The 24,063-nt window shown below is 56.9% G+C and carries 16 protein-coding genes; 11 read left to right on the forward strand and 5 right to left on the reverse strand.

Annotated elements, in window-relative coordinates; all coding sequences use genetic code 11:
* Nucleotides 1–53 precede the first annotated feature (53 nt).
* The 7 genes from BR04_RS05680 to BR04_RS05710 all read left to right on the forward strand — a co-directional run bounded on the left by BR04_RS05680 (nt 54) and on the right by BR04_RS05710 (nt 10,102).
* A complete protein-coding gene (locus BR04_RS05680; protein ID WP_496355029.1) occupies nt 54–1,268 on the forward strand; it encodes an ammonium transporter in 1,215 nt (404 codons plus the stop codon).
* 88 nt (nt 1,269–1,356) lie between these two features.
* Nucleotides 1,357–1,695: a P-II family nitrogen regulator gene (locus BR04_RS05685; protein ID WP_496355030.1), complete on the forward strand. Its 339-nt coding sequence runs from the start codon at nt 1,357–1,359 to the stop codon at nt 1,693–1,695.
* A 99-nt stretch (nt 1,696–1,794) separates the two neighbouring features.
* Nucleotides 1,795–3,207, forward strand: a complete 1,413-nt coding sequence (gene glnA, locus BR04_RS05690) for a type I glutamate--ammonia ligase (RefSeq protein WP_496355031.1) — start codon at nt 1,795–1,797, stop codon at nt 3,205–3,207.
* Nucleotides 3,208–3,593: 386 nt separating this feature from the next.
* Nucleotides 3,594–4,217 carry a TetR/AcrR family transcriptional regulator gene (locus BR04_RS05695; RefSeq protein WP_496355032.1) on the forward strand — a complete coding sequence of 208 codons (624 nt, stop codon included), beginning with the start codon at nt 3,594–3,596 and terminating at the stop codon, nt 4,215–4,217.
* Between the two features lie 52 nt (nt 4,218–4,269).
* Nucleotides 4,270–5,481 (forward strand): efflux RND transporter periplasmic adaptor subunit, encoded by a 1,212-nt coding sequence (locus tag BR04_RS05700; RefSeq protein WP_496355033.1) that lies wholly within the window; start codon nt 4,270–4,272, stop codon nt 5,479–5,481.
* Between the two features lie 15 nt (nt 5,482–5,496).
* On the forward strand, nt 5,497–8,676 hold the full coding sequence (locus BR04_RS05705; protein WP_496355034.1) for an efflux RND transporter permease subunit: 3,180 nt from the start codon (nt 5,497–5,499) through the stop codon (nt 8,674–8,676).
* Nucleotide 8,677: 1 nt separating this feature from the next.
* Nucleotides 8,678–10,102: an efflux transporter outer membrane subunit gene (locus tag BR04_RS05710; protein WP_496355035.1), complete on the forward strand. Its 1,425-nt coding sequence runs from the start codon at nt 8,678–8,680 to the stop codon at nt 10,100–10,102.
* 169 nt (nt 10,103–10,271) lie between these two features.
* Here the strand turns inward: BR04_RS05710 and BR04_RS05715 are convergent, their stop codons facing one another.
* Nucleotides 10,272–11,825, reverse strand: coding sequence for a sigma-54 interaction domain-containing protein (locus tag BR04_RS05715; RefSeq protein WP_496355036.1), 1,554 nt, complete (start codon nt 11,823–11,825; stop codon nt 10,272–10,274).
* A 289-nt stretch (nt 11,826–12,114) separates the two neighbouring features.
* Here BR04_RS05715 and BR04_RS05720 point away from each other — a divergent pair, with 289 nt between their 5' ends.
* The gene (locus BR04_RS05720) at nt 12,115–13,563 is read left to right on the forward strand and encodes a thrombospondin type 3 repeat-containing protein (protein WP_496355037.1); all 1,449 of its coding nucleotides are present in this window, start codon (nt 12,115–12,117) and stop codon (nt 13,561–13,563) included.
* Between the two features lie 71 nt (nt 13,564–13,634).
* On the opposite strand, the gene cydD is transcribed toward BR04_RS05720, so the two are convergent.
* Genes cydD through BR04_RS05735 form a run of 3 tightly spaced genes read right to left on the reverse strand, consistent with a single transcriptional unit; the run spans nt 13,635 to nt 17,444 of the window.
* On the reverse strand, nt 13,635–15,335 hold the full coding sequence (cydD, locus tag BR04_RS05725) for a thiol reductant ABC exporter subunit CydD (RefSeq protein WP_496355038.1): 1,701 nt from the start codon (nt 15,333–15,335) through the stop codon (nt 13,635–13,637).
* Nucleotides 15,336–15,342: 7 nt separating this feature from the next.
* Nucleotides 15,343–16,734 carry an ATP-binding protein gene (locus BR04_RS05730; protein WP_496355039.1) on the reverse strand — a complete coding sequence of 464 codons (1,392 nt, stop codon included), beginning with the start codon at nt 16,732–16,734 and terminating at the stop codon, nt 15,343–15,345.
* 2 nt (nt 16,735–16,736) lie between these two features.
* Entirely contained in the window at nt 16,737–17,444 is a 708-nt protein-coding gene (locus tag BR04_RS05735) for a response regulator transcription factor (RefSeq protein ID WP_496355040.1), read from the reverse strand.
* Between the two features lie 193 nt (nt 17,445–17,637).
* On the opposite strand from BR04_RS05735, the gene BR04_RS05740 reads away from it, so the two are divergent.
* The 3 genes from BR04_RS05740 (at nt 17,638) to BR04_RS05750 (ending at nt 20,810) form a co-directional block, all read left to right on the forward strand.
* The gene (locus BR04_RS05740) at nt 17,638–18,048 is read left to right on the forward strand and encodes a hypothetical protein (protein ID WP_496355041.1); all 411 of its coding nucleotides are present in this window, start codon (nt 17,638–17,640) and stop codon (nt 18,046–18,048) included.
* Between the two features lie 123 nt (nt 18,049–18,171).
* Complete coding sequence (locus tag BR04_RS05745; protein ID WP_496355042.1) at nt 18,172–19,422, forward strand: Lcl C-terminal domain-containing protein; 1,251 nt, start codon at nt 18,172–18,174, stop codon at nt 19,420–19,422.
* Between the two features lie 518 nt (nt 19,423–19,940).
* The gene (locus BR04_RS05750; protein WP_496355043.1) at nt 19,941–20,810 is read left to right on the forward strand and encodes a fascin domain-containing protein; all 870 of its coding nucleotides are present in this window, start codon (nt 19,941–19,943) and stop codon (nt 20,808–20,810) included.
* Nucleotides 20,811–20,886: 76 nt separating this feature from the next.
* Here the strand turns inward: BR04_RS05750 and BR04_RS05755 are convergent, their stop codons facing one another.
* Nucleotides 20,887–24,063, reverse strand: a complete 3,177-nt coding sequence (locus BR04_RS05755; RefSeq protein WP_496355044.1) for an efflux RND transporter permease subunit — start codon at nt 24,061–24,063, stop codon at nt 20,887–20,889.

Below are 24,063 nucleotides of genomic sequence, written 5' to 3' on the forward strand. Positions count from 1 at the left end.
CCAAAAAACAGCATGTCTGTCCCGCTTTTTTCTGAAATTAAAAGGAGAATCTGATGGATACCGGAGATACCGCTTTTATGCTCATTGCAACTGCCCTTGTCATGTTCATGACCCCCGGCCTTGCCCTCTTTTACGGTGGTCTGGTGCGCTCCCGCAATGTACTGTCCACCATTTTACAGAGCTTCATCTGTCTTGGACTGGTTACCCTCATCTGGGTGACCTACGGCTACACCCTGGCCTTTGGCACGGATGTGGGCGGCTTCATCGGCAACCTGGAGTTTCTTTTCCTTCAGGGCGTGGATGCGGGTGCAGGCCCTTACTCGGATACCATTCCCCATATTCTCTTCTGCGCCTTTCAGCTGATGTTCGCCGTCATCACAGCGGCCCTGATCACCGGTGCCTTTGCCGAGCGCATCCGTTTTTCCGCCTTCCTCGTCTTCACCTTCTTCTGGATCACCTTCATCTACCTCCCCGTATGCCACTGGGTCTGGGGAGGGGGCTGGATCGGAGGGCACGGCACCCTGGACTTTGCGGGCGGTACGGTCATCCACATCAACTCCGCCGTGGCGGCCCTGGCGGCGGCCATTGTCATCAGGCCCCGCAGAGGCTGGGGCAAAGAAGCCATGCCGCCCCACAACGTCTCCATGACGGTGATGGGGGCAGGAATCCTCTGGCTGGGCTGGTTCGGCTTCAATGCGGGCAGTGCCCTGGCCGCAGACGGCATTGCAGCCAATGCCTTCATGACCACACAGGTCGCCGCAGGCGCCGCTGCCTTCTCCTGGCTGATCTATGAATGGAAGAGCCATGGCAAGCCCACGGCTCTGGGCGCAGCCTCCGGTGCCGTGGCCGGTCTTGTGGCCATCACTCCGGCTGCGGGCTTTGTCAGCCCCATGGCTGCCCTCCTCATCGGGCTTGTGGCAGGCGTGCTCTGCTGTGTGGCCATCCGCATGAAAACCCGCTTCGGGTACGATGATGCCCTGGATGTGGTGGCCATCCACGGTGTGGGCGGACTCTGGGGGGCTCTGGCCACGGGACTTTTCGCCTCTCTTGCCATCAACCCCAACGGTGCGGATGGTCTCTTTTACGGAAACCCGGCGCAGCTGGGCATTCAGCTCATCGACGCCCTTGCAGTGATTGCGTTTTCTCTGGTAGGTTCGCTGATTATCCTGAAGCTGATCGACCGCTTCATCGGCCTGCGCGTCAGCCCGGAAGAGGAACTCCAGGGGTTGGATCTCTCCCAGCACAGCGAGGTCGGATACACCCTCTGATACTGCGCCTTCCTTCCGGCAGCCCGGTAAGGAAGGCCTGCCAGAACAACGCATGCCCATAAAAATGTCTGAAGAAAGGAGCTCATCCATGAAAAAGATTGAGGCCATCATCAAACCCTTCAAGCTCGATGACGTGAAGGAAGCCCTGAATGAAATCGGCATCCAAGGCATGACCATCTCCGAAGTCAAAGGCTACGGGCGACAGAAAGGTCACAAGGAAATCTACCGGGGAGCGGAATATGTGGTGGATTTCATTCCCAAGGTAAAAATCGAGATTGTTCTGCCCGCAGCAAGGGCGGAAGAAGTGGTGGAAGTCATCCGCAAGGCGGCCGTGACGGACAAAATCGGTGACGGCAAGATTTTTGTCATGCCCGTGGAATCCGTGGTGCGGGTACGTACCGGAGAAACGGGTGCCGACGCCATCTGAAAAAACTGTTTTTTTAAGGCATCAGAGAACAAGAGGCGGAAAGATTCTGGCTTTTCTGCCCATCCGACCCCAGAGAAGAAACTGATAAGGAGAAGTATCATGACCCCGAAAGAAGTTCTGGCCTTTGCCAAGGAAAACAATGTGAAAATGGTGGACGTCCGCTTCATGGATTTCCCCGGTACCTGGCAGCACTGTTCCTACCCCTTGAGCGAGCTGGATGAATCCACCTTTGAAAACGGTTTTGGCTTTGACGGCTCTTCCATCCGTGGCTGGCAGGGCATTGAATCTTCGGACATGCTGGTGATTCCCGATGCCAAAACCGCCAAGATCGACCCCTTTTTCAAGCACACGACCCTGGTGCTCATCGGCAACATCGCAGACCCCATCACCAAAGAACCCTACAGCCGGGATCCCCGTCACATTGCTGCCAAGGCGGAAGCCTATCTCAAATCTACAGGCATCGGCGATACCTGCTTCATGGGACCGGAACCGGAATTTTTCATCTTTGATGACATCCGCTACGAATCCACCCAGCAGTCCTCCTTCTACCGCATTGACTCCAAGTCCGCCACCTGGAACACGGGCCGGGATGAAGGCCCCAACCTGGGGTATAAGCCCCGCTCCAAGGAAGGCTATTTCCCCCTGCCTCCCCTGGACAAGCTTCAGGATCTGCGCTCTGAAATGCTGCTGACCCTCCAGAATGTGGGCATTGAGATGGAATGCCATCACCACGAGGTGGCCACGGGCGGACAGTGCGAAATCGACATGCGCTTCAAGTCTCTTCTGGAAATGGGCGATCAGCTGGCCTGGTTCAAGTATGTGCTGAAAAACGTGGCCTACCAGAACGGACAGACCGTGACCTTCATGCCCAAGCCCCTCTTTGGGGACAATGGTTCCGGTATGCACATCCACGCCTCCATCTGGAAGGAAGGCAAGCCCCTCTTTGCCGGCAACGGCTATGCAGGTCTTTCCCAGGAAGCCCTCTGGGCCATTGGCGGCATTATGAAACACGCCCGGGCCCTCTGCGCCATCACCAACCCCACCACCAACTCCTACAAGCGTCTGGTGCCGGGTTTTGAAGCACCCATCAACATCGCCTATTCCGGCAGAAACCGTTCCGCTGCCATCCGTATTCCCATCGGCAGCGATTCGCCCAAGGCCCGCCGCATCGAGTTCCGGACTCCGGATCCCTCCTGCAACGGCTACATGGCCTTCTCCGCCCTGCTCATGGCCATGATCGACGGCATCCAGAACAAGCTTGATCCGGGCGATCCCATGGACAAGAACATCTACGACCTGCCGCCCGAAGAGCTGGTCAACATCCCCAACGCCCCCGGCGATCTGGAAGAAGCCCTCAACGCCCTCAAGGCGGATCACGCCTTCCTCCTCAAGGGAGACGTCTTTACCGAGGACGTGATCTCCAAGTGGATTGCCTACAAGATGGAAAAGGAAGTCACGGAAGTACGGCGCAGACCCCATCCCCACGAGTTCCACCTGTACTACGATATCTAGGCCGGAAATATCTGAATCCAGCCTGACCCAGCTATAACGAAAGGGAGTCGGAGGTCTTAACCTCTGACTCCCCTTTTTTTTCTGTGTCTCCCGTGATCCCGGATTTTTCCAGGGAAGGGCAGCAGACACAAAAAATACGGATTACCATTTTGTTGCAGCTATCGTTCCCAGCTCCAGCGTGGGGACGATGGGTTTGATGCTGCATGGCTAAAATCTGCGACGGCATGGCTGAGTCCGGGGGGAATCAGAAAAAAATTGACAATGCGAAATCTTATTATATAATCTGACGTCAGATTCTCTTTTTTATGTAAAATTTTAATTTTACAGTACTTATCGATAACTTCGTTTTTTATTGCCACCTTCTTCCCCAGAAAGAAAGAGTCCCTATGAACCAGGAACCCCTCACAAGACGGGAAAGGGAAAAAATCCGGCAGCGCCAGGAAATGCTGGACACCGCCCTGCTCCTTTTTTCCGAAAAGGGATACCACAATGTCTCCATGCAGGAGATTGCCGAAAAATCCGAATTTGCCATCGGCACCCTCTACAAATTTTTCCAGAACAAGGAAGACCTCTACAAGGCCATGGTGCTGGATCAGTGCGACCGCTTTGACCTGGCCTTTACCCAGGCTCTGGATGCCGCCGAACCCGTAACGGAAAAACTCCGCAGCTATATTCAGGCCAAGGGGAACATGTTCCGTGAAAACCTCGCCTTTGTCCGCCTTTTTCTTGCGGAGAGCAAGGGGGCCAGCTTTAACCTCAACGCCGGTCTCGATGGGGAAGTGCGGGCACGGTATACCCTTTTCCTGGAAAAGGTGGCCGAAGTCTTTGCCCGTGGAATCCGGGAAAACATTTTCCGGGAAATCGCCCCCCCCTTCACCCTGGCCGTGGTACTGGACAATATCCTGGATGCCTTTCTCCTCCTCTGGCTGGAAAAGCCCGAAGAACACCCTTACCCCGATAATCCGGACACCATTCTCGACATACTTTTTAAAGGCCTGCTTGTTTCCTGAAACCCAGCGGGTTCCAGTTTTCCTTCCCCCTACCCCATACCGGAGGTTGCGGATGTACCCCAGTCACGTTTTCCGTCTTCTGTCAGGAGGCCTCTGCCTCCTCTTTGGAATTCTGCTCCTTGCAGGATGCCAGACCAGCCACAGCGAACCCTCTTCCCAGCCGCCCCCTCCTCCGGAGGTCGGCACACTGATCCTTCAGCATGAAACCCTTGAACTCAGCACAGAGCTGCCCGGGCGCACCTCCGCCTACCGGATTGCGGAAATCCGGCCCCAGATCAACGGCATGATCCAGAAACGCCTTTTTGAGGAAGGCACGGATGTTGAGGAAGGACAGGTTCTTTACCAGATTGATCCCTCCCCCTTCCAGGTGGCCCATGATTCGGCCAGGGCCTCCCTTGGCAAGGCCGAAGCCAATCTTCCGCCCGCCCGATCCAGGGTGGAACGGTACAGGGATCTTCTCCAGGATAACGCCGTCAGTCATCAGGACTATGAAGATGCCTCCGCAGCCCTGCTCCAGGTACAGGCGGAGATCGCCTACTGGAAAAGCGCTGTGGATGCGGCCCGCATCCATCTCGATTATACCCGGATCAAGGCGCCCTTTCCCGGACGCATCGGACGCACCCAGGCCAGAACCGGAACCCTGGTCACAGCCTATCAGCCCACGGCCCTGTCCACGGTGCAGCAGCTCGACCCCATTTATGTGGATGTGACCCAGTCTTCCGCGGAACTGCTGCGCCTCACCCGCAGTCTGCAAAGTGGCCTGCTCAATACGGATAAGGAAAAGAGCACCCGCGTGCGTCTTCTTCTGGAAGACGGAACGCCCTATCCCCTGGAAGGCCGCCTGCAGTTCAGGGATGTGACGGTGGATCCGGCCACAAGCTCCTTTTCCTTGAGAATTGTGGTGCCCAACCCCGATCATGTGCTGCTTCCCGGCATGTTTGTACGGGCTGTCATTCAGGAAGGAATCACGGATCAGGCCATTCTTGTTCCCCAGCAGGGGGTGGGCCGCACACCCAAAGGAGAGCCCGTGGCCCTGGTGGTGGATAACGACAATACGGTGCAGCAGCACGCTCTGGTGCTCAACCGCGCCATCGGGGATCAGTGGCTCATCACCTCCGGGCTGGCCCCCGGAGACCGTCTCATTGTGGAAGGTCTTCTCAAGGTAAGGCCGGGCATGCAGGTGACAGCCGTTCCCGCGACCCTTGTCCGGGAAACCGTGCAGCACACGGAACTTTCCCAACTGACAACCGCCAACCGGCCCTAGAGGGAGCGCACGGTCATGTTATCCAACTTTTTCCTGGATCGCCCGGTCTTTGCCTGGGTGATCGCCATTGTCATCATGCTGGCAGGTGGGCTGGCCATTCATCACCTGCCCATTTCCCAGTATCCGCCCATTGCCCCGCCTTCCATCGCCATCGAGGCCTTTTATCCCGGTGCTTCGGCGGAAACCGTTGAAAACAGCGTGGTGCAGATCATCGAACAGAAAATGACGGGCTTTGACAAGCTCCTCTATATGGCCTCCACCAGTGACTCTTCCGGTGCGGGCCGGGTGGAGCTGACCTTTGCACCGGGAACGGATCCCGATCTGGCCTGGTCCCAGGTGCAGAACAAACTCCAGCTTGCCATGGCCAGTCTTCCGGATGTGGTGCAGCGTCAGGGTGTGAAAGTCAGCAAGTCCACCCGGAACTATCTCATCATCGTGGGGCTGATCTCCGAAGACGGGAGCATGGACGGCAACGATCTCCGGGATTACGCCCAGTCCAACGTGGAAAAGGTTCTGGCCAGGGTTCCCGGCGTGGGGGAGGTGGAAAGTTTCGGCACCCAGTACGCCATGCGGATCTGGCTGAATCCGGAAAAGCTCACGGATTACCAGCTCACCATCGAAGATGTCATCCTTGCCCTCAGAGCCTACAACGTGGAGATCTCCGCAGGTCAGTTCGGTGCCCTGCCTGCGGTGCAGGGACAGCGGATGAACGCCTCCATCATTGTCCAGAACCTGCTCAAAACTCCGGAAGAGTTCGAAGCGATTCCCTTACGTGTCCGGCCCGACGGCTCCATTGTCCGGGTGCGGGATGTGGGAACCGCGGAACTGGGAACGGAGCGCTATGATGCCAATGCCCTCTTTAACGGCAAGCCCACCGCAGCCATGGCCATCCGTCAGGCCGCAGGGGCCAATGCCCTGGATACGGCCAGGGCCATACGGGAAAAAATGGAGGAGCTTTCTGGCTATTTCCCCCCTGGCGTGAAGGTGATTTATCCCTACGACACCACGCCCTTTGTCCGGGTGGCCATCAATGAGGTGGTAAAAACCCTCTTTGAGGCCATCTTCCTTGTATTCCTTGTCATGTACCTTTTCATGGGCAATATCCGGGCCACCCTCATCCCCACCATGGCCGTGCCCGTAGTCATCCTCGGCACCTTTGCCGTATTGAGTTTTTTTGGTTACTCCATCAACATGCTCACCATGTTTGCCATGGTACTGGCCATCGGTCTTCTGGTGGATGATGCCATTGTCGTGGTGGAAAACGTGGAGAGGGTCATGGCGGAAGAAGGCCTTTCGCCCATGGAAGCCACCCGAAAATCCATGAAGGAAATCACCAGTGCCCTCATCGGCATCGGCCTTGTGCTCTCTGCGGTTTTCGGGCCCATGGCCTTTTTTGGCGGCTCCACCGGCGTCATTTACCGGCAGTTTTCCGTCACCGTCATCGCCGCCATGCTTCTTTCCGTGGTGGTGGCCCTCATCCTCACCCCCGTTCTCTGTGCCTCCATTCTCAGACCTGTGCCCATGGGGCATGAGCCTTCAGACAACGCCTTTTTCCTGTTCCGCCCCTTTTTCCGGGGTTTTGACCGGGTCTTTTTCTGGATCCGGAACCGGTATGAGGCCTGGGTGGGCAGGATGATCCGTAAAAAATTCCGGTATCTTTTCATCTATGTTCTTCTCGTGGGCGTTCTGGGCTGGCTTTTCCAGCAGATGCCCACGGCCTATCTGCCCGACGAGGATCAGGGCATCATGTTCATCCAGGCCCAGCTTCCCGCAGGTTCCACCATGGAGCAGACGGAAAAGGTCATGGACGAGGTGAGGGCCTATTTCCTGGAAGACGAAAAGGAAGCTGTGGCCTCCATTCTCACCGTGTCCGGATTCAGCTTTGCCGGCAGCGGACAGAACATGGCCCTGGCCTTCATCAAGCTGAAGGACTGGGATCTGCGGAATCGTCCGGATCTCAAGGTAAATGCCATCGCCGGACGGGCCATGGGGCGCTTCACCCGTATCCGCAACGCCCGGGTCTTTGCCTTTGCACCGCCTGCGGTTACGGAGCTGGGGCAGGCCGGCGGGTTTGACTTTCAGCTCCAGGATCGCGGTGGCTTGGGCCATGCCGCCCTCATGGATGCCAGAAACCAGCTTCTGGGCATGGTCGCCCAGGATTCCCGCCTCACCCGCGTCCGGCCCAATGGTATGGAAGACGTGCCGGAGTACCGCATGGACGTGGACTGGGAGCGGGCCGGAGCCCTCGGTGTGCCCATCAACAGCATCCACACCACCATTGCCGCAGCCTTTGGCAGCGCCTATGTAAATGACTTCATTCAGGCCGGTCGCGTCAAACGGGTTTTTGTTCAGGCGGATGCCGAACACCGCATGCTGCCCAGCGACATTGAGCGTCTTTATGTCCGCAACGAAAGCGGCACCATGACCCCCTTTTCCGCCTTCGCCTCCGGCCGCTGGACCCATGGCGCGCCAAAGCTGGCCCGGTTCAACGCCTTTCCTTCCATCAACATCTGGGGGGAAGCCCCCCATGGTACGAGTACCGGGGAGGCCATGCAGGCCATGGAGGAAATCGTGGAGCGCCTGCCTTCAGGCATCGGCTTTGACTGGAGCGGCATCTCCTTTCAGGAACGCATGGCCAAATCCCAGACCGGCCTTCTCTATGCCTTTTCCATGATTGTCATCTTTCTCTGCCTTGCCGCCCTTTATGAAAGCTGGACCGTACCCGTAGCCATCATGCTGGTTCTGCCCCTCGGCGTCATTGGTGGTGTCCTTGCCTCCATGGCACGGGGCTTTCCCAATGACGTGTATTTTCAGATCGGTCTTCTCACCGTTCTGGGCCTGACCACCAAAAACGCCATCCTCATTGTCCAGTTCGCCATGGTTCGCATGCAGGAGGGGAAACCCCTGGTGGAAGCCACCCTGGAAGCAGCCCGGCTGCGTCTTCGGCCCATTGTCATGACCTCCCTTGCCTTTGGCTTTGGGGTTCTGCCGCTGGCTCTGGCCTCAGGTGCCGGCGCAGGCGCCCAGACCGCCATCGGCACCGGTGTTCTGGGAGGGATGATCACCTCCACCACCCTGGCCATTCTCTTCATTCCCCTGTTCTACGTCGTGGTGGTGCGGTTTTTTGGCCGAAAAGAGGCTGCTGCCACCCCACAGGCCCTGACGAATCCGCCCATTCCTTCGGAGGGACACTGATATGCAAAGACCTCTGATATTACTGATACTGCCTGCGCTGCTTTTTCTCAGCGCCTGCTCCCTGATTCCCGAATACCATCAGCCCGAAGCCCCTGTGCCAAAGGCCTGGCCCCAGGGACCGGCCTATCCCGAATCCGGCGATGGGGAAGTCACAGGGGCCATCCCCTGGGAATCCTTTTTCACGGATCCCAGACTCCGGCAGGTGATCCGGGCGGCTCTGGACAACAGCCGGGATCTGCGCATCGCCGCCCTTTCTGTGGAAAAAATGCGCATTCTTTACCGTATCCAGCGCAGTGACCTCCTGCCCTCCGTCCATGCGGGAGCCAAAGCCTCGCAGCAGCGTGTGCCTGCGGATCTTTCCAGCACGGGCCGCTCCATGACCGCTGAACAGTACGGGCTGGAGCTGGGCATCACCGCCTGGGAACTGGATTTCTTCGGACGCCTCCGCAGCCTGGAACAGCGGGCACTGGAAGAATATCTGTCCACGGAACAGGCCCGGCGCAGTGTGCAGCTCATGCTCATCTCCGAAGTGGCCAGAGCCTACCTCACCCTGGCCATGGACAGGGAAAACCTGCATCTGGCCAGCTCCACCCTCAAGGCCCAGGAGGCTTCCCTTGAACTGATCCGCCGCCGCGTTGAGGTGGGACTGGTGCCGGAGCTGGATCTCAGACAGGTGCAGACCCGGGTGGAAAGCGCCCGCCTGGATGTGGCCCGGTTCACGGAGCTGACGGCCCAGGATCTCAATGCCCTCCACCTTCTTGTGGGCAGACCTGTGGATGAAACCCTGTTGCCGGAAAACCTCAGCGCCCTGTATCCCCTGAAGGAAGGCGGTTTTGGCACCCCGTCGGAAGTACTGCTCCAGAGACCGGATATCCTTCAGGCGGAAAGCCTGCTCAAAGCGGCCCATGCGGACATTGGTGCCGCCCGGGCGGCCTTCTTTCCCCGCATCACCCTGACCAGCTCCATCGGTACGGCCAGCAGCGAACTTTCCGGACTCTTCCGTTCCGGATCCGATACCTGGAGTTTCGCACCCGCCATCAGCGTGCCCATTTTCAATCCCCGCATCTGGTCCGGTCTTGAGGCCAGCAAGGTGGCGCAGGAAATCGCTGTGGCCCGGTATGAAAAGGCCATTCAGGCAGCATTCCGGGATGTGGCCGATGCCCTGGCCCGCAAAGGTACGCTGGGCGATCAGCTAAAGGCCCAGGAATCCCTTGTGGAAGCCTTTTCCCAGACCTACAGGCTTTCCAATGCCCGGTATGAAAAAGGCAGTGACACCTACCTGAGTGTGCTGGATGCCCAGCGTTCCCTGTACAGTGCCCAGCAGGGACTCATCGCCACCCGCCTTGCACGGCTTGTCAATCAGGTGCAGCTCTACGCGGCCCTTGGCGGTGGTGCAGGCGGGATGTTCCCGGAAAAACCGGAATAAGCGACACCATCATATTGCCAGTCCAAATAAAAAGGGCCGCACTCTGTACCCTCATGGGATACGGAATGCGGCCCTTCGCTTTTTTTAATTTTTGAACAAAAACCGGGATCCCCGACGTTTCTTCAGGAATAGCCCCAGGCCATTTTTTCAAGCCCTTTTGCCGAAATTGTCAGCGGTATTCCCGGTAATCAATGTCATAGGCCTTGGCCTTGTAGGAAAACTTGCGCACCGTGGTCTGGAGCAGGGTGGCAGCCTGGGTGACATTGCCCCGGGTGTTTTTCAGGGCATCAATGAGCATGTCCCTTTCCAGCTTGGCCACAGCGTCTTCCAGAGAGTGACTGGGCAGACTGTCCGTTTCAAGCCCGGTCTGAAGGGTAGGAGGCAGATGGTAAGTGTGAACAACCCCCTCCTCGCAGAGAAGAACGGCCCGCTCAATGCAGTTTTCCAGCTCCCGGACATTGCCCGGCCAGTGGTAGGCCATCATCATGTCTATAGCCGGTGTGGAAAAACGCCTGATGTCCTTTTCATTTTCTTTCGCATATTTTTCAAGAAAATGATCGGCCAGGAGGAGGATGTCCGTCTTGCGTTCCCGAAGAGGGGGCATGTAGATGGGAAACACATTGAGGCGGTAATAGAGATCCCCCCGGAAACTGCCATCCTCCACGGCCTTTTCCAGGTTTTTGTTGGTGGCTGTCACCACCCGCACGTCCACCTTGATGGTCTTGTGCCCGCCTACCCGGTCAAACTCCCTTTCCTGCAATACCCGCAGAAGCCGCACCTGAACATCCGGAGATACGGAACCCATTTCATCGAGAAAAATGGTGCCCTTGTGGGCCAGCTCAAACTTACCCTTCTTCTGGCTGACGGCACCGGTGAAGGCCCCCCGTTCATGGCCGAAAAGCTCGCTTTCAATGAGATTTTCCGGCAAAGCCGCGCAGTTGACCTTCACAAAGGGCTGGTTGGCCCGGTTGGAATTGTAATGGATGGAGTTGGCCACAAGCTCCTTGCCCGTGCCGGATTCCCCACGGATCAAAACGGTGGCATTGCTCCGGGACACCTGGGAAATCATCTGGTAAACTTCCCGCATCTTATTGGAATTGCCAACGATATTGGTGAAGCGGTATTTTTTTTCCAGCTCTTCCTGGAGTCTGCGGTTTTCCGCCTTGAGCCTTTCCTTTTCCATCTGGATGCGTTCGAGATTGCTCACATGGCGGGCAATCATGGTGGCGATGACGGAAAGGAGCTGAACCCCCCGCTTGAGATTGAAGGCCGCAAGGTAGGGTCTGTCCGTACTCAAGGCCCCCATGACATGATCCCCCTCCTTGATGGGGACACAGATAAAGGAAAAGTCTTCGTCTGTCCTGCGCACGGAGGTGCGGTTGAGAAAAGAGGGATCCTGGGAAGCCCTTTCAATGGCAACGGGCTTTCCTTCCTTGATGACAGACCCCGTCACCCCCTCGCCGAGCTTGTAAATCCCCTTGGCCATGGCATCCTTGCTCAGACCATGGGCCACTTCGATGCGGATTTCACCGGTCACGGGATTCAGCAGAGTGATGGTTCCCCGGAGCATGTTGCCATAATTGGCCAGAATATCCATGACCGTATAGAGGGATTTTTTAAGATCCATATGCTCGCCAAGGGCCTTGGAGATTTCATAGAGAAGGGTCACTTCCTCAATATTATCCGTGATGGGCAGTTTTACAGTATCAGACATGTTGGGCATGGGGATTCCTTGAAGTGGGAAAATGATAAAATTTCCTGTCTCATAAACAAGGGAGCGGTAAAATGCAACATTTTTGTATGAACACCTCCACAAAACCCCTTTTTTGTCCATCCTGGATCAAAAAAATACAGAGCGGTTTCTTGATCTTGATTCCCACGCCGACAGGACATATACTGATGCCCATTGCCGTTTCTTCTCCAGCTTTCCGCCATTCTGCATGAACAGAAATCTTACGGATCTGTATTCGGTACAGATTTTTACCCTTGTCAGCCTGAACAAAGGAGCTTGTATGAAAAAAAGTTTTCTCGCAGGAGGCCTGCTCATTGCCAGCCTCATTCTCAGCCACGCGGCTTTTGCCGAAAGCGGTGATTTTCAGAAAGAAATGATTCTGAGTCCCATGATAGGGCTTCATGGCTTCCATGAGGATCAGAACCTGGACACGGGCGGAAGTCTGGGGCTGGGGCTGGGATACCGTTTTGCTCCCCAGTGGATGGGGGAGATCATGGTACACGGCGTAAACACGGAAGAAGAAAAAACCCACATTGCAGCCAAAGCCATGCATGCCTCCCTGAACGGCCTGTATCTGCTGCGCCCGGACAAGGCTTTCCGGCCCTATGGTGCCGCAGGCTTTGGCGTGCTTGCCTGGGACGTGGATGGCAAGGACAAGGACAAGGACTTTGCCCTGAACGCAGGGGCAGGCTTTTTTGCGGATATTGTGCAGGATCTGGCCTTCCGTCTGGATGGCCGCTTTATCCTGCCTCCGGATGGCATGGAGTGGAATCTGGCTGCCCATGCGGGTCTGGCCTGGACTTTTGGCCGTACCCAGGCCGTGGAACCCGTAAAGCTCACCCCGCCCGTGGTACGGGATTCCGATGGTGATGGTCTTCCGGATACCCAGGATCGCTGCCCCGACACCCCGGCGGGTGTCGCCGTGGATGCCACCGGCTGTTCTCTGGACAGTGACGGGGATGGGGTACCCGATTATCTGGATCATTGTCCGGGAACCCCTGCGGGTGAGACCGTGGACGCCAAGGGCTGTCCCCTGGACAGTGACGGGGATGGGGTTTCCGATACCCTGGATGCCTGTTCCGGCACCCCCGCCGGTGTGCCTGTGGATGCCAAGGGCTGTCCCCTGGACAGTGACGGCGACGGGGTTTCCGATACCCTGGATGCCTGCCCCGGTACCCCCGCCGGTGTGGTCGTGAATGCCAAAGGCTGTCCCCTGGCAGGCGACAGGGATGGCGATGGTATTGTGGATACCCGGGATGCCTGTCCGGATACCCCCCCAGGCGTGACCACAGATGCCAAAGGCTGTCCTGTGGATACGGATGGAGATGGTATTCCCGATTATCTGGACCGCTGTGAGGGAACCCCCAAAGGGGCCACGGTAACCCGGCAGGGATGCTGGAAAATCCAGGGGCTTGCCTTTGCCAGCAGCAGCAACGTCATCCAGCCCGGGCAATATGGCATTCTGGACAACGTCCTCCATGTGCTGAAACAGAATCCGGAACTTAGCGTGGAAATCGGCGGTCACACGGACAGCCGGGGATCCCTTGCCCTGAACCGGAAACTCTCCGCAGCCAGAGCCCAGGCTGTGGCGGATTACTTCATCAGTAAAGGGATTGCCCCAGACCGTTTGCAGGTCAAAGGCTATGGCCCGGATCAGCCCGTTGCCTCCAATGACACACGGGAAGGTCAGGCGGAAAACCGCAGGGTGGAACTGATTCCCCTGCCCTGATTCCTGAAGACTTTTGTCCGCCTTCCGGGCATCCCCTGTGGGTGTCCGGAAGGTTTTTTTATTGCGGATTCTTAAAAGGACAGCACCCGTCCCTTTTCTATCCGCACCAGACCATCCAGCCACTCCAGCCCTTCCAGATGATGGGTCGCCAGAATCAGGGTTTTCCCCGCAGTGACCTTTCCCAGATGCGCCCGCACCGCTCTGGCCGTTTTGGTGTCCAGATGGGCTCCCGGCTCATCCAGTATCCAGAGCCAGGCATCCTGAAGCAATGCCCTGGCCAGGGCCAGACGCTGCAACTGTCCTCCGGAAAACCCCCGTCCGTCTTCACCAAGACGGCTGTTCACCCCTTCGGGTAAGGCCGCAATAAACTCCCAGGCTCCGGCCTCTTCCAGCACCCGCTGAAGTTCTCCGTCCGGGGCCTGGGGGCGGGCAAGACGCAGATTTTCGGCAACGGTACCGGAAAACCACTCCGGACGCTGCCCCAGCCAGGCGATCTGGCTGCGGAACCCGTCGGCATCCAGGGTATCAAGGGGCTGGTCATTGACCCAGATGCGGCCTTCCGAAGGCCGGTCAAAGCCCAGAAGCAGCTGGAGGAGACTGCTTTTTCCCGCACCGCTGGATCCCACAAGCCCCACCCGCTGCCCTCCCTGAACCACCAGATCCACCGCCTTGAGAACAGGCTCCCTGGCGTCGGGCTGCCAGCTCACCTTTTTCATGCGAAGGTCAGGGGCTGCCGTCAGTTTCAGATTCACACCACCACCGGGGGGAGAAAAAATCCTTGCCTTCACAAGGGGAAGGAGGGCCGCAGCCGCTGCCAGAGCCTGGGCCTTTGCATGGTAGTCCGCACCGAAACGGCGCAGGGCCATATAGAACTCAGGGATGAGCAGAAGAATGAAAAGACCGGATTCCAGGGGAACCGGCACCACCCCTCTGGCCCAGGGGACATGGCCGAGAAGGCCCATACCGAGATACACGGCGACAAGGGCAATGGCAAGGGAGGCAAAAAGCTCCAGCACGGCAGAAGACAGAAAAGCCAGACGCAGAACGGAGAGGGTACGTTTTCTGTACGCTTCCGCCGAGCGGCTCAGTTTTTCCCTGGCAGGCTCCAGGGCATTGAGCTGTCGCAGCACCGGAAGCCCCGTCAAAAGATCCCGCATCCGTCCCGCGAGAAGGGCAAGGGTCTGAAACTGCCTGCGACCGGCACGGGCCGCCTCATTGCCCACAAGAATCATGAAAAAAGGAACGAGAGGGGCGGTCATCATGAGCAGAAGGGCCACAAGGATACTGTGGGGCCAGACGGCCAGCACAATCAGAAGAGGTGTAACAAGGGCCAGAATCTTCTGGGGAAGGTAGCGCACGATATACTCATCCATGGCATCCACCTGCTCCAGCACCATGGCCGACAGGGCACCGTCTCCTGCAATACGGCTTCTCTTCGGCCCGGCAGCAACAATTTTTTCCAGAAGCTCCCCGCGCAGATGACGGCGCAGGCGAAGCCCTGCCCGTACTCCCAGAAGATCCTTGGCCGCAAGCAGAAAGGGACGCAGCAGCAGGCAAAGCCCGAGAAGCCAGAACGTCCGCATCTCAAGGCGGTCTTCAAGGGCCAGCCCCACCAGGAAGGAAGAAAGCAGGCCGCACTGAAACACCATGAGCACCGACGCCAGCCCCCCTGCAAGGGCGGAAAGCCGGAGCAGGCCCTGCACCCGCTTCACCTGATCCTGCAACCAGAGGCTGGCTTCTTTTTCTGTCCCGTTTTTTCCCTTGTTCTCCACGAAAGCCCTACCCCTTTCCCTTCACAGGCAGCCGGATTTCCACACAGAACCCCTTCTCAAGGTTGCGGGCGGCAATGCGTCCCCCATGACGCCGTACGGCCTGGGCCGTAATGGCCAGCCCCAGTCCCACGCCACCGGTGCGGCGATCCCTGTCGTCGTGCACCCTGTAGAACGGTTCAAAAATCCGGGGCAGATCCTTTTCCGGCACCCCCGGCCCGGGATCCTCCACCCGCAGCACGGCTTCCCGGCCTTCTTCAACGGCAAGAAACACCTGCACTTCCCCTTCTTCCGGCGTATACCGCAGGGCATTGCGTACCACATTTTCCACAGCCCGGTGCAGGAGGGTGGGCAGGCCCGTCAGCCCCGTTCCCTGCACACCGGAAAACACCACAGACCGTCTTTCACCCTGAGCTTCAAAATCCGCATCTGCCACCACATCCATGACAAGGCGGGAAAAATCAATTTTTTCAAAAGCGTCTCCCCCTTCATTGCCCGAGGTAAGACGGGCCAGGGTGAGAATTTCGCCGATCATGGCATTCAGACGCTCCATCTCCATTTCCATACGCGCCAGGGCCGGAGCATTGCCGCCGCCCTGTCTGGCCAGCTCCAGGGCCACGGCCATCCGGGCCAGAGGGGAACGCAGCTCATGGGAGATGTCGCGCAAAAGCCTGTCTCTCGATTCCAGCAGATCCGCCATGCGACCGGTCATGGCATCAAAATCCCTGGCCAGAAGCCCCAGCTCATCCCTGCGGTTCCCCAGATCCGGAGCCACACGGACATCCAGATTTCCGGAAGCGACATTCCGGGTGGCAGAACGAAGCTTTGTGATCGGGCCTGTAATATGCCTTGCAATGGCCCAGCAGAGCAGAACGGCAAGAAAAATCGACGTCCAGAACCGAAATCCCAGATCCCTGGGAAAACGAAACAGCAGGCGCTCCGCATGGGGCGGAAGAGGAACCAGTGCCGCCATCAGCCAGCGCTGATTCCTGTGGGAAAACCGGGTCAGCACCAGAAGTTCACCGTCAAGAACCGTCACCCGCGCCCTCCTTGCTGCGGGCAGGGTCTGGACAGCATCCCGTACCCGGAGCGGCGGAAAATCACCGGATACGGTGGTCTGATCCGGATAAAACAGCCAGGTTGCGGTATGCATTCTTTCCAGAAAATGCTTTCTGTAATCAAGGTAGCCCTGAAGTCCCTCGTCCCGCAGTACGGCGGCGGCACCATATCCGTACAGGGCCATGGACTGCCGGAACATCTCCTGCCGTTCCTGGCGTACCCGCTGGCGATGCTCCCCCCAGGGGCCCTTGGACGCGGTGAAGGCAAGAATGAGGGACAGGGCCATGCTGGCCAGGGTAAAGGCCAGAAACCCAAAAAACAGTTTAAAAAAAAGCCGGTGCATGCTCAGTCCCTTCCGGAAAAGACGTACAGGTAGCCCACCCCCCGGATGGCCCGGATACGCTCCACACCATCGGGTCTTGGCCCCAGTTTGCGGCGCAGGCTGCTCACATGCACATCCACACTGCGGTCATAGGCCCCCAGGGGCCTGCCCAGCACCTCGGAAGATAAAAACTCCCGGCTCAATACCGTTCCTGCGCGGCTCAGAAAAAGGGCCAGAAAATCGAATTCCGCCATGGTCAGGTTCACCGTTTCCCCGCCGCAGAGCACCCGCCGTGTTCCCGGATACAGACGCACATCCCCCAGCTCCACAGGCCGGCTTTCCTCCATGTTCCCCGAACCGTCGGTCTCAGCGGCACTGCGGCGGAGCACGGCACGGATACGGGCCACAAGTTCCCTGGGGTTAAAGGGTTTGCCGAGGTAGTCATCCGCCCCGATCTCAAGCCCCACAATACGGTCCACATCCTCTCCCCTTGCGGTAAGCATGATCACGGGGATACGGCTTTTTGCCCGGAGTCTGCGCAGCACCTCCAGGCCCCCCATACCCGGCATCATCACATCCAGTACCACCAGATCCGCATCCCCGGCCAGGGCTTTTTCCAGACCCTCGGCCCCGTCCTGCACGCCCTCCACCCCAAACCCCTCCGGCCCCAGATACTCGGCCAGAAGACCCGTCAGTTCCCTGTCATCGTCAATCACCAGAATCCGCAGCATTCCCACCTCCTTTTTACCCTGCCATCATGCCAGAACGCTGCACACTCCAGCGTAAATATTTGTAAAGGGACTTTCTGCCCGACTTTACCCAACTTCACCCCCCTTTACGGGAAAAGGAAGTATGCTCATTTTCATGTTCCGGAGTGTTCAGCCCCTCCGGCCTGTCTTCAACATGCCCATAGGGAGGTACGCCATGAAAACGAAACTGAAATCCCTGATTCCCCTTGCCCTCATCCTTTTTCTTCTGCCCGTCAGTGCCCTGGCCTATGAAAAGGGCCACAGACAGAGAGATCCTGAACGCATGGCGGATCGTCTGGAAGAGTATCTGGATCTCAATGCCACCCAGAAGGAAGCCCTGAAACCCGTTCTTGCCGAAATGATGGAAAAACGGCATGCCCTGATTGAGGATCTCCATGCAAAGGCCAGGGCCGCCATGGACGCCATGGATGCCGAAGAAGAAACAAAGCTGAAGGGAATTCTCAACGAAGATCAGATGGACGCTTTTCGCAAGCTTCGGGAAGAACGGCGGGAAAGGGCCATGAACCGGCATCAGGGCAAAGGGATGGGACATCCGGGGTTCAAAACGGAGAAGCCTCAGGAATAAGCGCTATATGTTGTCTGTTATCGGTTTGGAAAATTATTTTTCGGACAAGCCCAGCATAAAACCATAAGAGCTTGTCCGAAAATAATTTTCAATTTACCTCAAGCCTCATAATAGGAAAAAGATATGACAAGAACATTTTTACTTTTATTAATGACTGTCACCATGCTTATAAGTTCGTGCAGCAATGATGAGAGTGGTAACAATCCAGTTGTTAATTTGTCAGATATTTCAGGCTATCCGATAGCAGGCACCAACCAAAGCAAATGTTATAACAATCTCTCGGAAATATCCTGTCCTGTGCAAGGGGAAGCCTTTTACGGACAGGATGCTCAGTACAGTACCAATAAGCCGTCATACACAGATCATGGCGATGGAACAATTACGGATAATGTGACAGGTCTGATGTGGACAAAATCTTATGATCTGACAGGCAACGGTCTTATAGACGCAGATGATAAACTGTCCGCAGATGACGCCTATAATAAAGCATCATCTCACAATACGGGAGGATATAATGACTGGCGGCTTCCAACTATCAAAGAGCTATATTCGCTGATTCAATACAGCGGAGCGGAAATAAGCCCTACTGCTACGTCAACAGCAGGTGTGCTGCCCTTTATCAGTACCGTATTTGATTATGGATATGGTGATTTGGACAAAGGCGAACGGCTTATCGATGCCCAGGTAGCAACTTCGACACTATATAAAGGCACCACCATGGGTGGAACGAGAACTATGTTCGGCGTTAATTTTGTAGATGGGCGTATCAAAGGGTACCCCGCCGAAGCCTCTATGAAAAAATACTACGTACTGTTTGTTCGCGGCAATACCGACTATGGCATCAACCAGTTTGCAGACAATGGCGATGGCACCATTACAGATCACGCAACCGGACTGATGTGGATGAAAAAAGATAACGGTGCAGGGGTAAATTGGCAAAGTGCATTAAGCTACGCAGAAGGCTTTGAATATGCTGGTTACTCAGACTGGCGCTTACCCGACGCCAAAGAGTTACAAAGTATCCTTGATTACACGCGCTCTCCGGATACCACAGCCTCTGCCGCTATTGACACAGTATTTGACTGCACAGCCATTACCAATGAGACTGGAGAGACCGATTATCCGTTCTATTGGACAAGCACCACCTTCAGTAGCCAGACAACAGATAATGGTGAAGCAGCCGTATACCTCAGCTTTGGACGGGCTATGGGTTATATGGCTCAGTTTGGTGGCTGGGTGGATGTACACGGTGCGGGTGCGCAAAGAAGTGATCCTAAAGAAGGTAACCCTGCCAACTATCCAACTGGTTTTGGGCCTCAAGGAGATGCTATTCGCATCTATAATTATGTCCGTTTAGTAAGATCAGCTCAATAGAAGTGTGGCTGTTGCCCCTTTAAAAAAATCGGCACCACAATTTGCTGAAACGGCTGCTAACGAGCTTGTCCGAAAACCACTTTTCATAACCACCAGTGCGAAGGTTATATAGAAGTGCTGCTTCTATATAACCTTCTCCAGCTCTCATTTATATCCATCAGAATTTTATTACAAAAATACCCACCTTAACCGGCTCCTTTGCCCAGAAGTAAATCACTGAAAATCTTTTTGGGAATAGCCACACTGTCAGGGCCTTCCATGGGGAAGAGCCCTGAACGTTTTTCTGCACCCAGATTTTTTTCCGTTCTGCCAGACACTCCCCCACAGACGGCCCCCTTTGTGACATCACAGCCCAGGGTCTGAAAGCCCTGATGCAGAGCCTTGACGTGTACAGTTTCAAAAAGACTTTCCCATGGACGAGCCCCTGCGCGGGTGATATGAAGAAGGCATCCATCCCCTGCCCAAACCCCTCTCTCGCAGGGGGTGACAGCCCTCCACCCAGACGAAAGGTCAGGATCATGAAAAAAGCGTTATGGCTACTTCTTCTGTCCCTTTTTTTCCTGTCTTTTTCCGCCTATGCCGAGGCAGAACGTCAGGCCTGCCATCTTGCAGCGTCCGTTCTCAATGACGGCACAGGCGACAGCATCACCCCAAAAAACGGCGGTACTTACGCAGCCCTCCCCCTTGCCACCCTTCAGGACGAGGATCTCCTGACCATCACCACCACTTCCGGAACACTCCGCTACCTTACCCTGCATGCCCGTTATCAGAATGCCGTCTGGAAAACCATCTACACAGGCCCTCTCACGGAATTTCCGGTCAGCAGCTACCTGGCCGCCTACAAAAAAGACCCCAGCTGTACCCATGTGATTGTTTCCGTCAATAGCGCCCATGAAAAATACGATCCCCTTGCCTGCAAGGCCAACATCCGGATCTGCTCCGTTCAGAAAGAAAATCCAAACGCCTCTGTGGCACCTGCCCCTCCTCTGCGAACCCGGAAAGTGGCTTTCAAAACCTACAACGGTTATTTTCTCTGCGCGGAAAATGGTGGCGGCCAGGCCCTGGTGGCCAACCGCTCCCATGCAAAGGAATGGGAAACCTTTACCCTGGTCTCCTTGCCCGGAGATAAGCAGATCGCCCTCAAGGCCTACAACGGACAGTTCATCCGGGCGGAAGGGGGCGGAAGTCAGGCCCTGATCGCGGATCGTTCCACACCCGGAGACGGGACAACCTTTACCCTGATCAACATGTCCGGAGAAGACAGGGTTGCACTCCAGAGCCCCGGCGGACTCTATGTCTGTGCAGAAAACGGAGGCGGTGGTACAGTGGTCGTCAACCGCTCTGCGGCCAGCATCTGGGAGACCTTCACCCTGATTCCCATGGAATAGACATTCCCACGGCAGGAGGCTTTTTCCGTACAGTCCTCACCGGAAAAAAGCCTCCTCTGCCCCCTTCCTTTTCAGATCACAGCCCTGAAGTCCCTTCCTTCGGAACCGCTGCTTCCCTGCCAAACAGCCGCCCCAGTTTTACACCCCAACCCTTCACATCTTCCAGAATCAGATAAAAAGCCGGAATCTGCACCAGAATAATCAGGGTGGTGAACAGAATCCCGAACCCCAGGCTGATGGCCATGGGAATCAGAAAGCGGGCCTGGGCACTGGTTTCAAGAATCATGGGCATGAGACCACAAAAAGTCGTGAGGGAGGTGAGAAGGATGGGCCGCAAACGCCGCTGTCCGGCTTCCAGCACCGCGTCCTTTGGATTCAGGCCCTCCCTGCGGTTGCCATTGATACGGTCGATGAGCAAAAGGGCATTGTTCACCACCACACCGGAAAGGGCCACGATACCGAACATGCTCAGCATGGTCAGGGGATAGCCCATGAGCAGATGGCCGAGAACCGCCCCCACCACACCAAAGGGAATGGACAGCATGATGAGAAAGGGCTGCCCATAGCTGTTCAGGGGGATGGCCAGCAGCACGTAAATGGCCACAAGGGCCAGCAGGAATCCCTCCTCCATACTGCCCGCAACCTTGGTCTTTTCCTTGTCCTCCCCGCCAAAGGAGAGATGCAGGCCCTGGTAATCCTGTAGCAGACCGGGAAACACATCCTTTTCAAGGGCACTGAGAAGCTCTCCGGCATTGGCTCTGGTACTGTCCACACTGGCCGTCACATGCACCACCCGCTTCTGGTTGTTGCGGGCAATCCGGCTGTACCCCCGGCTTTCCACAATTTCCGCTGCCATGGCAAGGGGCAGTTCCCCCCCCTCTGCGGTGCGGATTCTGAACGCTTCAAGATTGCGCAGAAGACGCCGTTCCGCCTGGGGATACCGCACCATCACCTTCACCTCGTTGCGGCCGATCTGTAAGCGAAGGGCTTCTGCCCCATAAAAGGCCGCCCGTACCTGACGGGCCAGATCCGTTTCCGTCAGCCCCAGCGTCCGGGCGCTGTCTTTCAAGTGCAGTTTCAGTTCCCGTGCTCCGGCCTCCAGGCTGTCTTCCAGATCCCGCACTCCGGGATAGGTTCCGATGGCCTCCTTCAGCCGTGCCGCCACAGCCTCCAGCACCCCAAAATCACTGTGGGTGGCTTCCACATCAATCTGGGCCCCCATACGGATAAGATTGGTTTCAAAGGTCAGGGATTCCACCCCGGGGATCTCCCCCACCTTCTGACGCCAGAGATCCCGTACCGCCTCACTGCGGATCGCCCTCTCCTCACCCGGAACAAGACTCAGCACCACCTCCGCAATATGTCCCCCGCCCTGGGTCTGCCCGTCATTGGCCGGCCCCATCGCCGCCATGGAAGCCCCCACCTGGGCATAGAGACTGCGCATCAGGGACGGTGCCACCGTCTCCTGAAGATCCATTTCCGCAACCGTTTCCAGCCCCATGCTCACAATACGATCCTGCACGGACTGGGTGAGGGCCGCAGACGTACCCGGTGGCATGCGCAGGGAAACCCGTACCTGATCCCCTTCCACCTCAGGCATGAACTGAAACTTCACCACACCGCCGCCCACCAGCCCCAGGGTCAGCAGGAGAAAGGCCAGACCACCGGCTGCCGTGGTATAGCGATACCTTGCCGTCAGATCCAGCAGACGGGCAAAGGGGCCGACACTGAACCGCTCCAGACTCCGGCTGAAAAACTGTCCGGCATTTCCGGCCTGGGTTCCGGAAGGAATCTTGCGGATGGAAGCCAGATGGGCAGGCAGCACAAAGAGAGATTCCACGAGGGAAACCAGCAGAATGGCAATCACCACGATGGGGACATCCCGCATGAATTTTCCCATGGTCCCGGAAATAAAGGCCAGGGGCAGAAAGGCCGCCACCGTGGTGAGCACGGAAAAGGTGACAGGTACGCCCATTTCGATGGCTCCCTGTATTGCCGCCTTCAAGGGGGCCATCCCCTGCTGACGTTTTTCATACACATTTTCGCCCACCACAATGGCATCATCCACCACGATCCCCAGAACCAGAATAAAGGCAAAAAGACTGACCATATTGATGGAAGTTCCGAAAAAGGGCAGGACAGACAGCCCACCGAGAAAGCTGATGGGAATTCCCAGCATCACCCAGAACGCCAGCCGGAAATGCAGAAAAATCCCCAATACGCAGAGTACCAGCACAAGCCCCAGTTTCGCATTCCGGAAAAGCAGATCCATACGGCTTGCAAAAAGCTCGGAGGTATCATTCCAGGCGTCCACCCGCAGGCCCTGGGGCAGAAAATGGTTCTGCTCTGCGGCATAGGCCAGCACCCTTTCGGCGATCTCCAGGGGTTTCTGGTCTCCGCTGCGAAACACCTTGATCATGGCTGCGGGTTTTCCGTTGTACCGGGCCGCCACATCCGTTTCCGCAAAACCCTCGCGAATTTCCGCCAGCTCGCCCAGTCTCAGGATGCGGCCATCGGGAAGGGCCAGAATCCGGATCGCCGCATATTCTCCGGCCTGGTATTTTTTCTCCTTGGTTCTTAAAAGAATCTCTCCGCCTTCGGTACGCAGTTTGCCTCCCGGGAGATCCCGGGACGCAGCAGCCACTCCTGCGGCCACCTGATCCAGTGTCAGTCCGTAACGTCTCAGGTTCTCTTCGGAAATTTCAATGGCAATTTCATAATCCCGCAGCCCGTGCAGCTCCAGCTGGGTAATCTCCGGAAAGCCCAGAAGTTCTTCCCGCATCCGCTCCGCCTGCTCCCTCAGGGTCCGCTCCGACACATCTCCCCAGATAACGAGACTGATCACCTCCGAAAGATTGAGCATCTTGGTAATCACCGGCTTTTCCGCCTCCGCAGGAAAGGTGGTGATACGATCCACCTCACTTTTCACCTCATTGAGCACCTGATCGGCATCCGCGCCGGTACGCAGTTCCGCCGTGACCACCGCCAGACCTTCGGAGGCCGAAGAGCGGATATCGTCAATGCCGTCAATCCCGGAAAGATTTTCTTCAATCTTCAGGAGAATGCCCTCTTCAATCTCCTCCGGAGCGGCCCCCTGGTACACCACCTGTACCTGGATTCTGTCCAGGGAGATTTCCGGAAAAATCTCCTGCTTCACCCCCAGGCCCTTGATCAGGCCGCCGGCAATAAACACCAGCATCAGAAGATTGGCCGCCACATGCCGCCTTGCCATCCATGCCACTGCGGATTTCAT

The organism is Desulfobotulus sapovorans DSM 2055, from assembly GCF_059569355.1.

Excerpts from the sequence above, each read along its gene's own strand:
- BR04_RS05680 (WP_496355029.1), top strand. The coding sequence starts at position 54 with ATGGATACCGGAGATACCGCTTTTATGCTCATTGCAACTGCCCTTGTC.
- BR04_RS05685 (WP_496355030.1), top strand. The coding sequence starts at position 1,357 with ATGAAAAAGATTGAGGCCATCATCAAACCCTTCAAGCTCGATGACGTG.
- glnA (WP_496355031.1), top strand. The coding sequence starts at position 1,795 with ATGACCCCGAAAGAAGTTCTGGCCTTTGCCAAGGAAAACAATGTGAAA.
- BR04_RS05695 (WP_496355032.1), top strand. The coding sequence starts at position 3,594 with ATGAACCAGGAACCCCTCACAAGACGGGAAAGGGAAAAAATCCGGCAG.
- BR04_RS05700 (WP_496355033.1), top strand. The coding sequence starts at position 4,270 with ATGTACCCCAGTCACGTTTTCCGTCTTCTGTCAGGAGGCCTCTGCCTC.
- BR04_RS05705 (WP_496355034.1), top strand. The coding sequence starts at position 5,497 with ATGTTATCCAACTTTTTCCTGGATCGCCCGGTCTTTGCCTGGGTGATC.
- BR04_RS05710 (WP_496355035.1), top strand. The coding sequence starts at position 8,678 with ATGCAAAGACCTCTGATATTACTGATACTGCCTGCGCTGCTTTTTCTC.
- BR04_RS05715 (WP_496355036.1), bottom strand. The coding sequence starts at position 11,825 with ATGCCCAACATGTCTGATACTGTAAAACTGCCCATCACGGATAATATT.
- BR04_RS05720 (WP_496355037.1), top strand. The coding sequence starts at position 12,115 with ATGAAAAAAAGTTTTCTCGCAGGAGGCCTGCTCATTGCCAGCCTCATT.
- BR04_RS05730 (WP_496355039.1), bottom strand. The coding sequence starts at position 16,734 with ATGCACCGGCTTTTTTTTAAACTGTTTTTTGGGTTTCTGGCCTTTACC.
- BR04_RS05735 (WP_496355040.1), bottom strand. The coding sequence starts at position 17,444 with ATGCTGCGGATTCTGGTGATTGACGATGACAGGGAACTGACGGGTCTT.
- BR04_RS05740 (WP_496355041.1), top strand. The coding sequence starts at position 17,638 with ATGAAAACGAAACTGAAATCCCTGATTCCCCTTGCCCTCATCCTTTTT.
- BR04_RS05745 (WP_496355042.1), top strand. The coding sequence starts at position 18,172 with ATGACAAGAACATTTTTACTTTTATTAATGACTGTCACCATGCTTATA.
- BR04_RS05750 (WP_496355043.1), top strand. The coding sequence starts at position 19,941 with ATGAAAAAAGCGTTATGGCTACTTCTTCTGTCCCTTTTTTTCCTGTCT.
- BR04_RS05755 (WP_496355044.1), bottom strand. The coding sequence starts at position 24,063 with ATGAAATCCGCAGTGGCATGGATGGCAAGGCGGCATGTGGCGGCCAAT.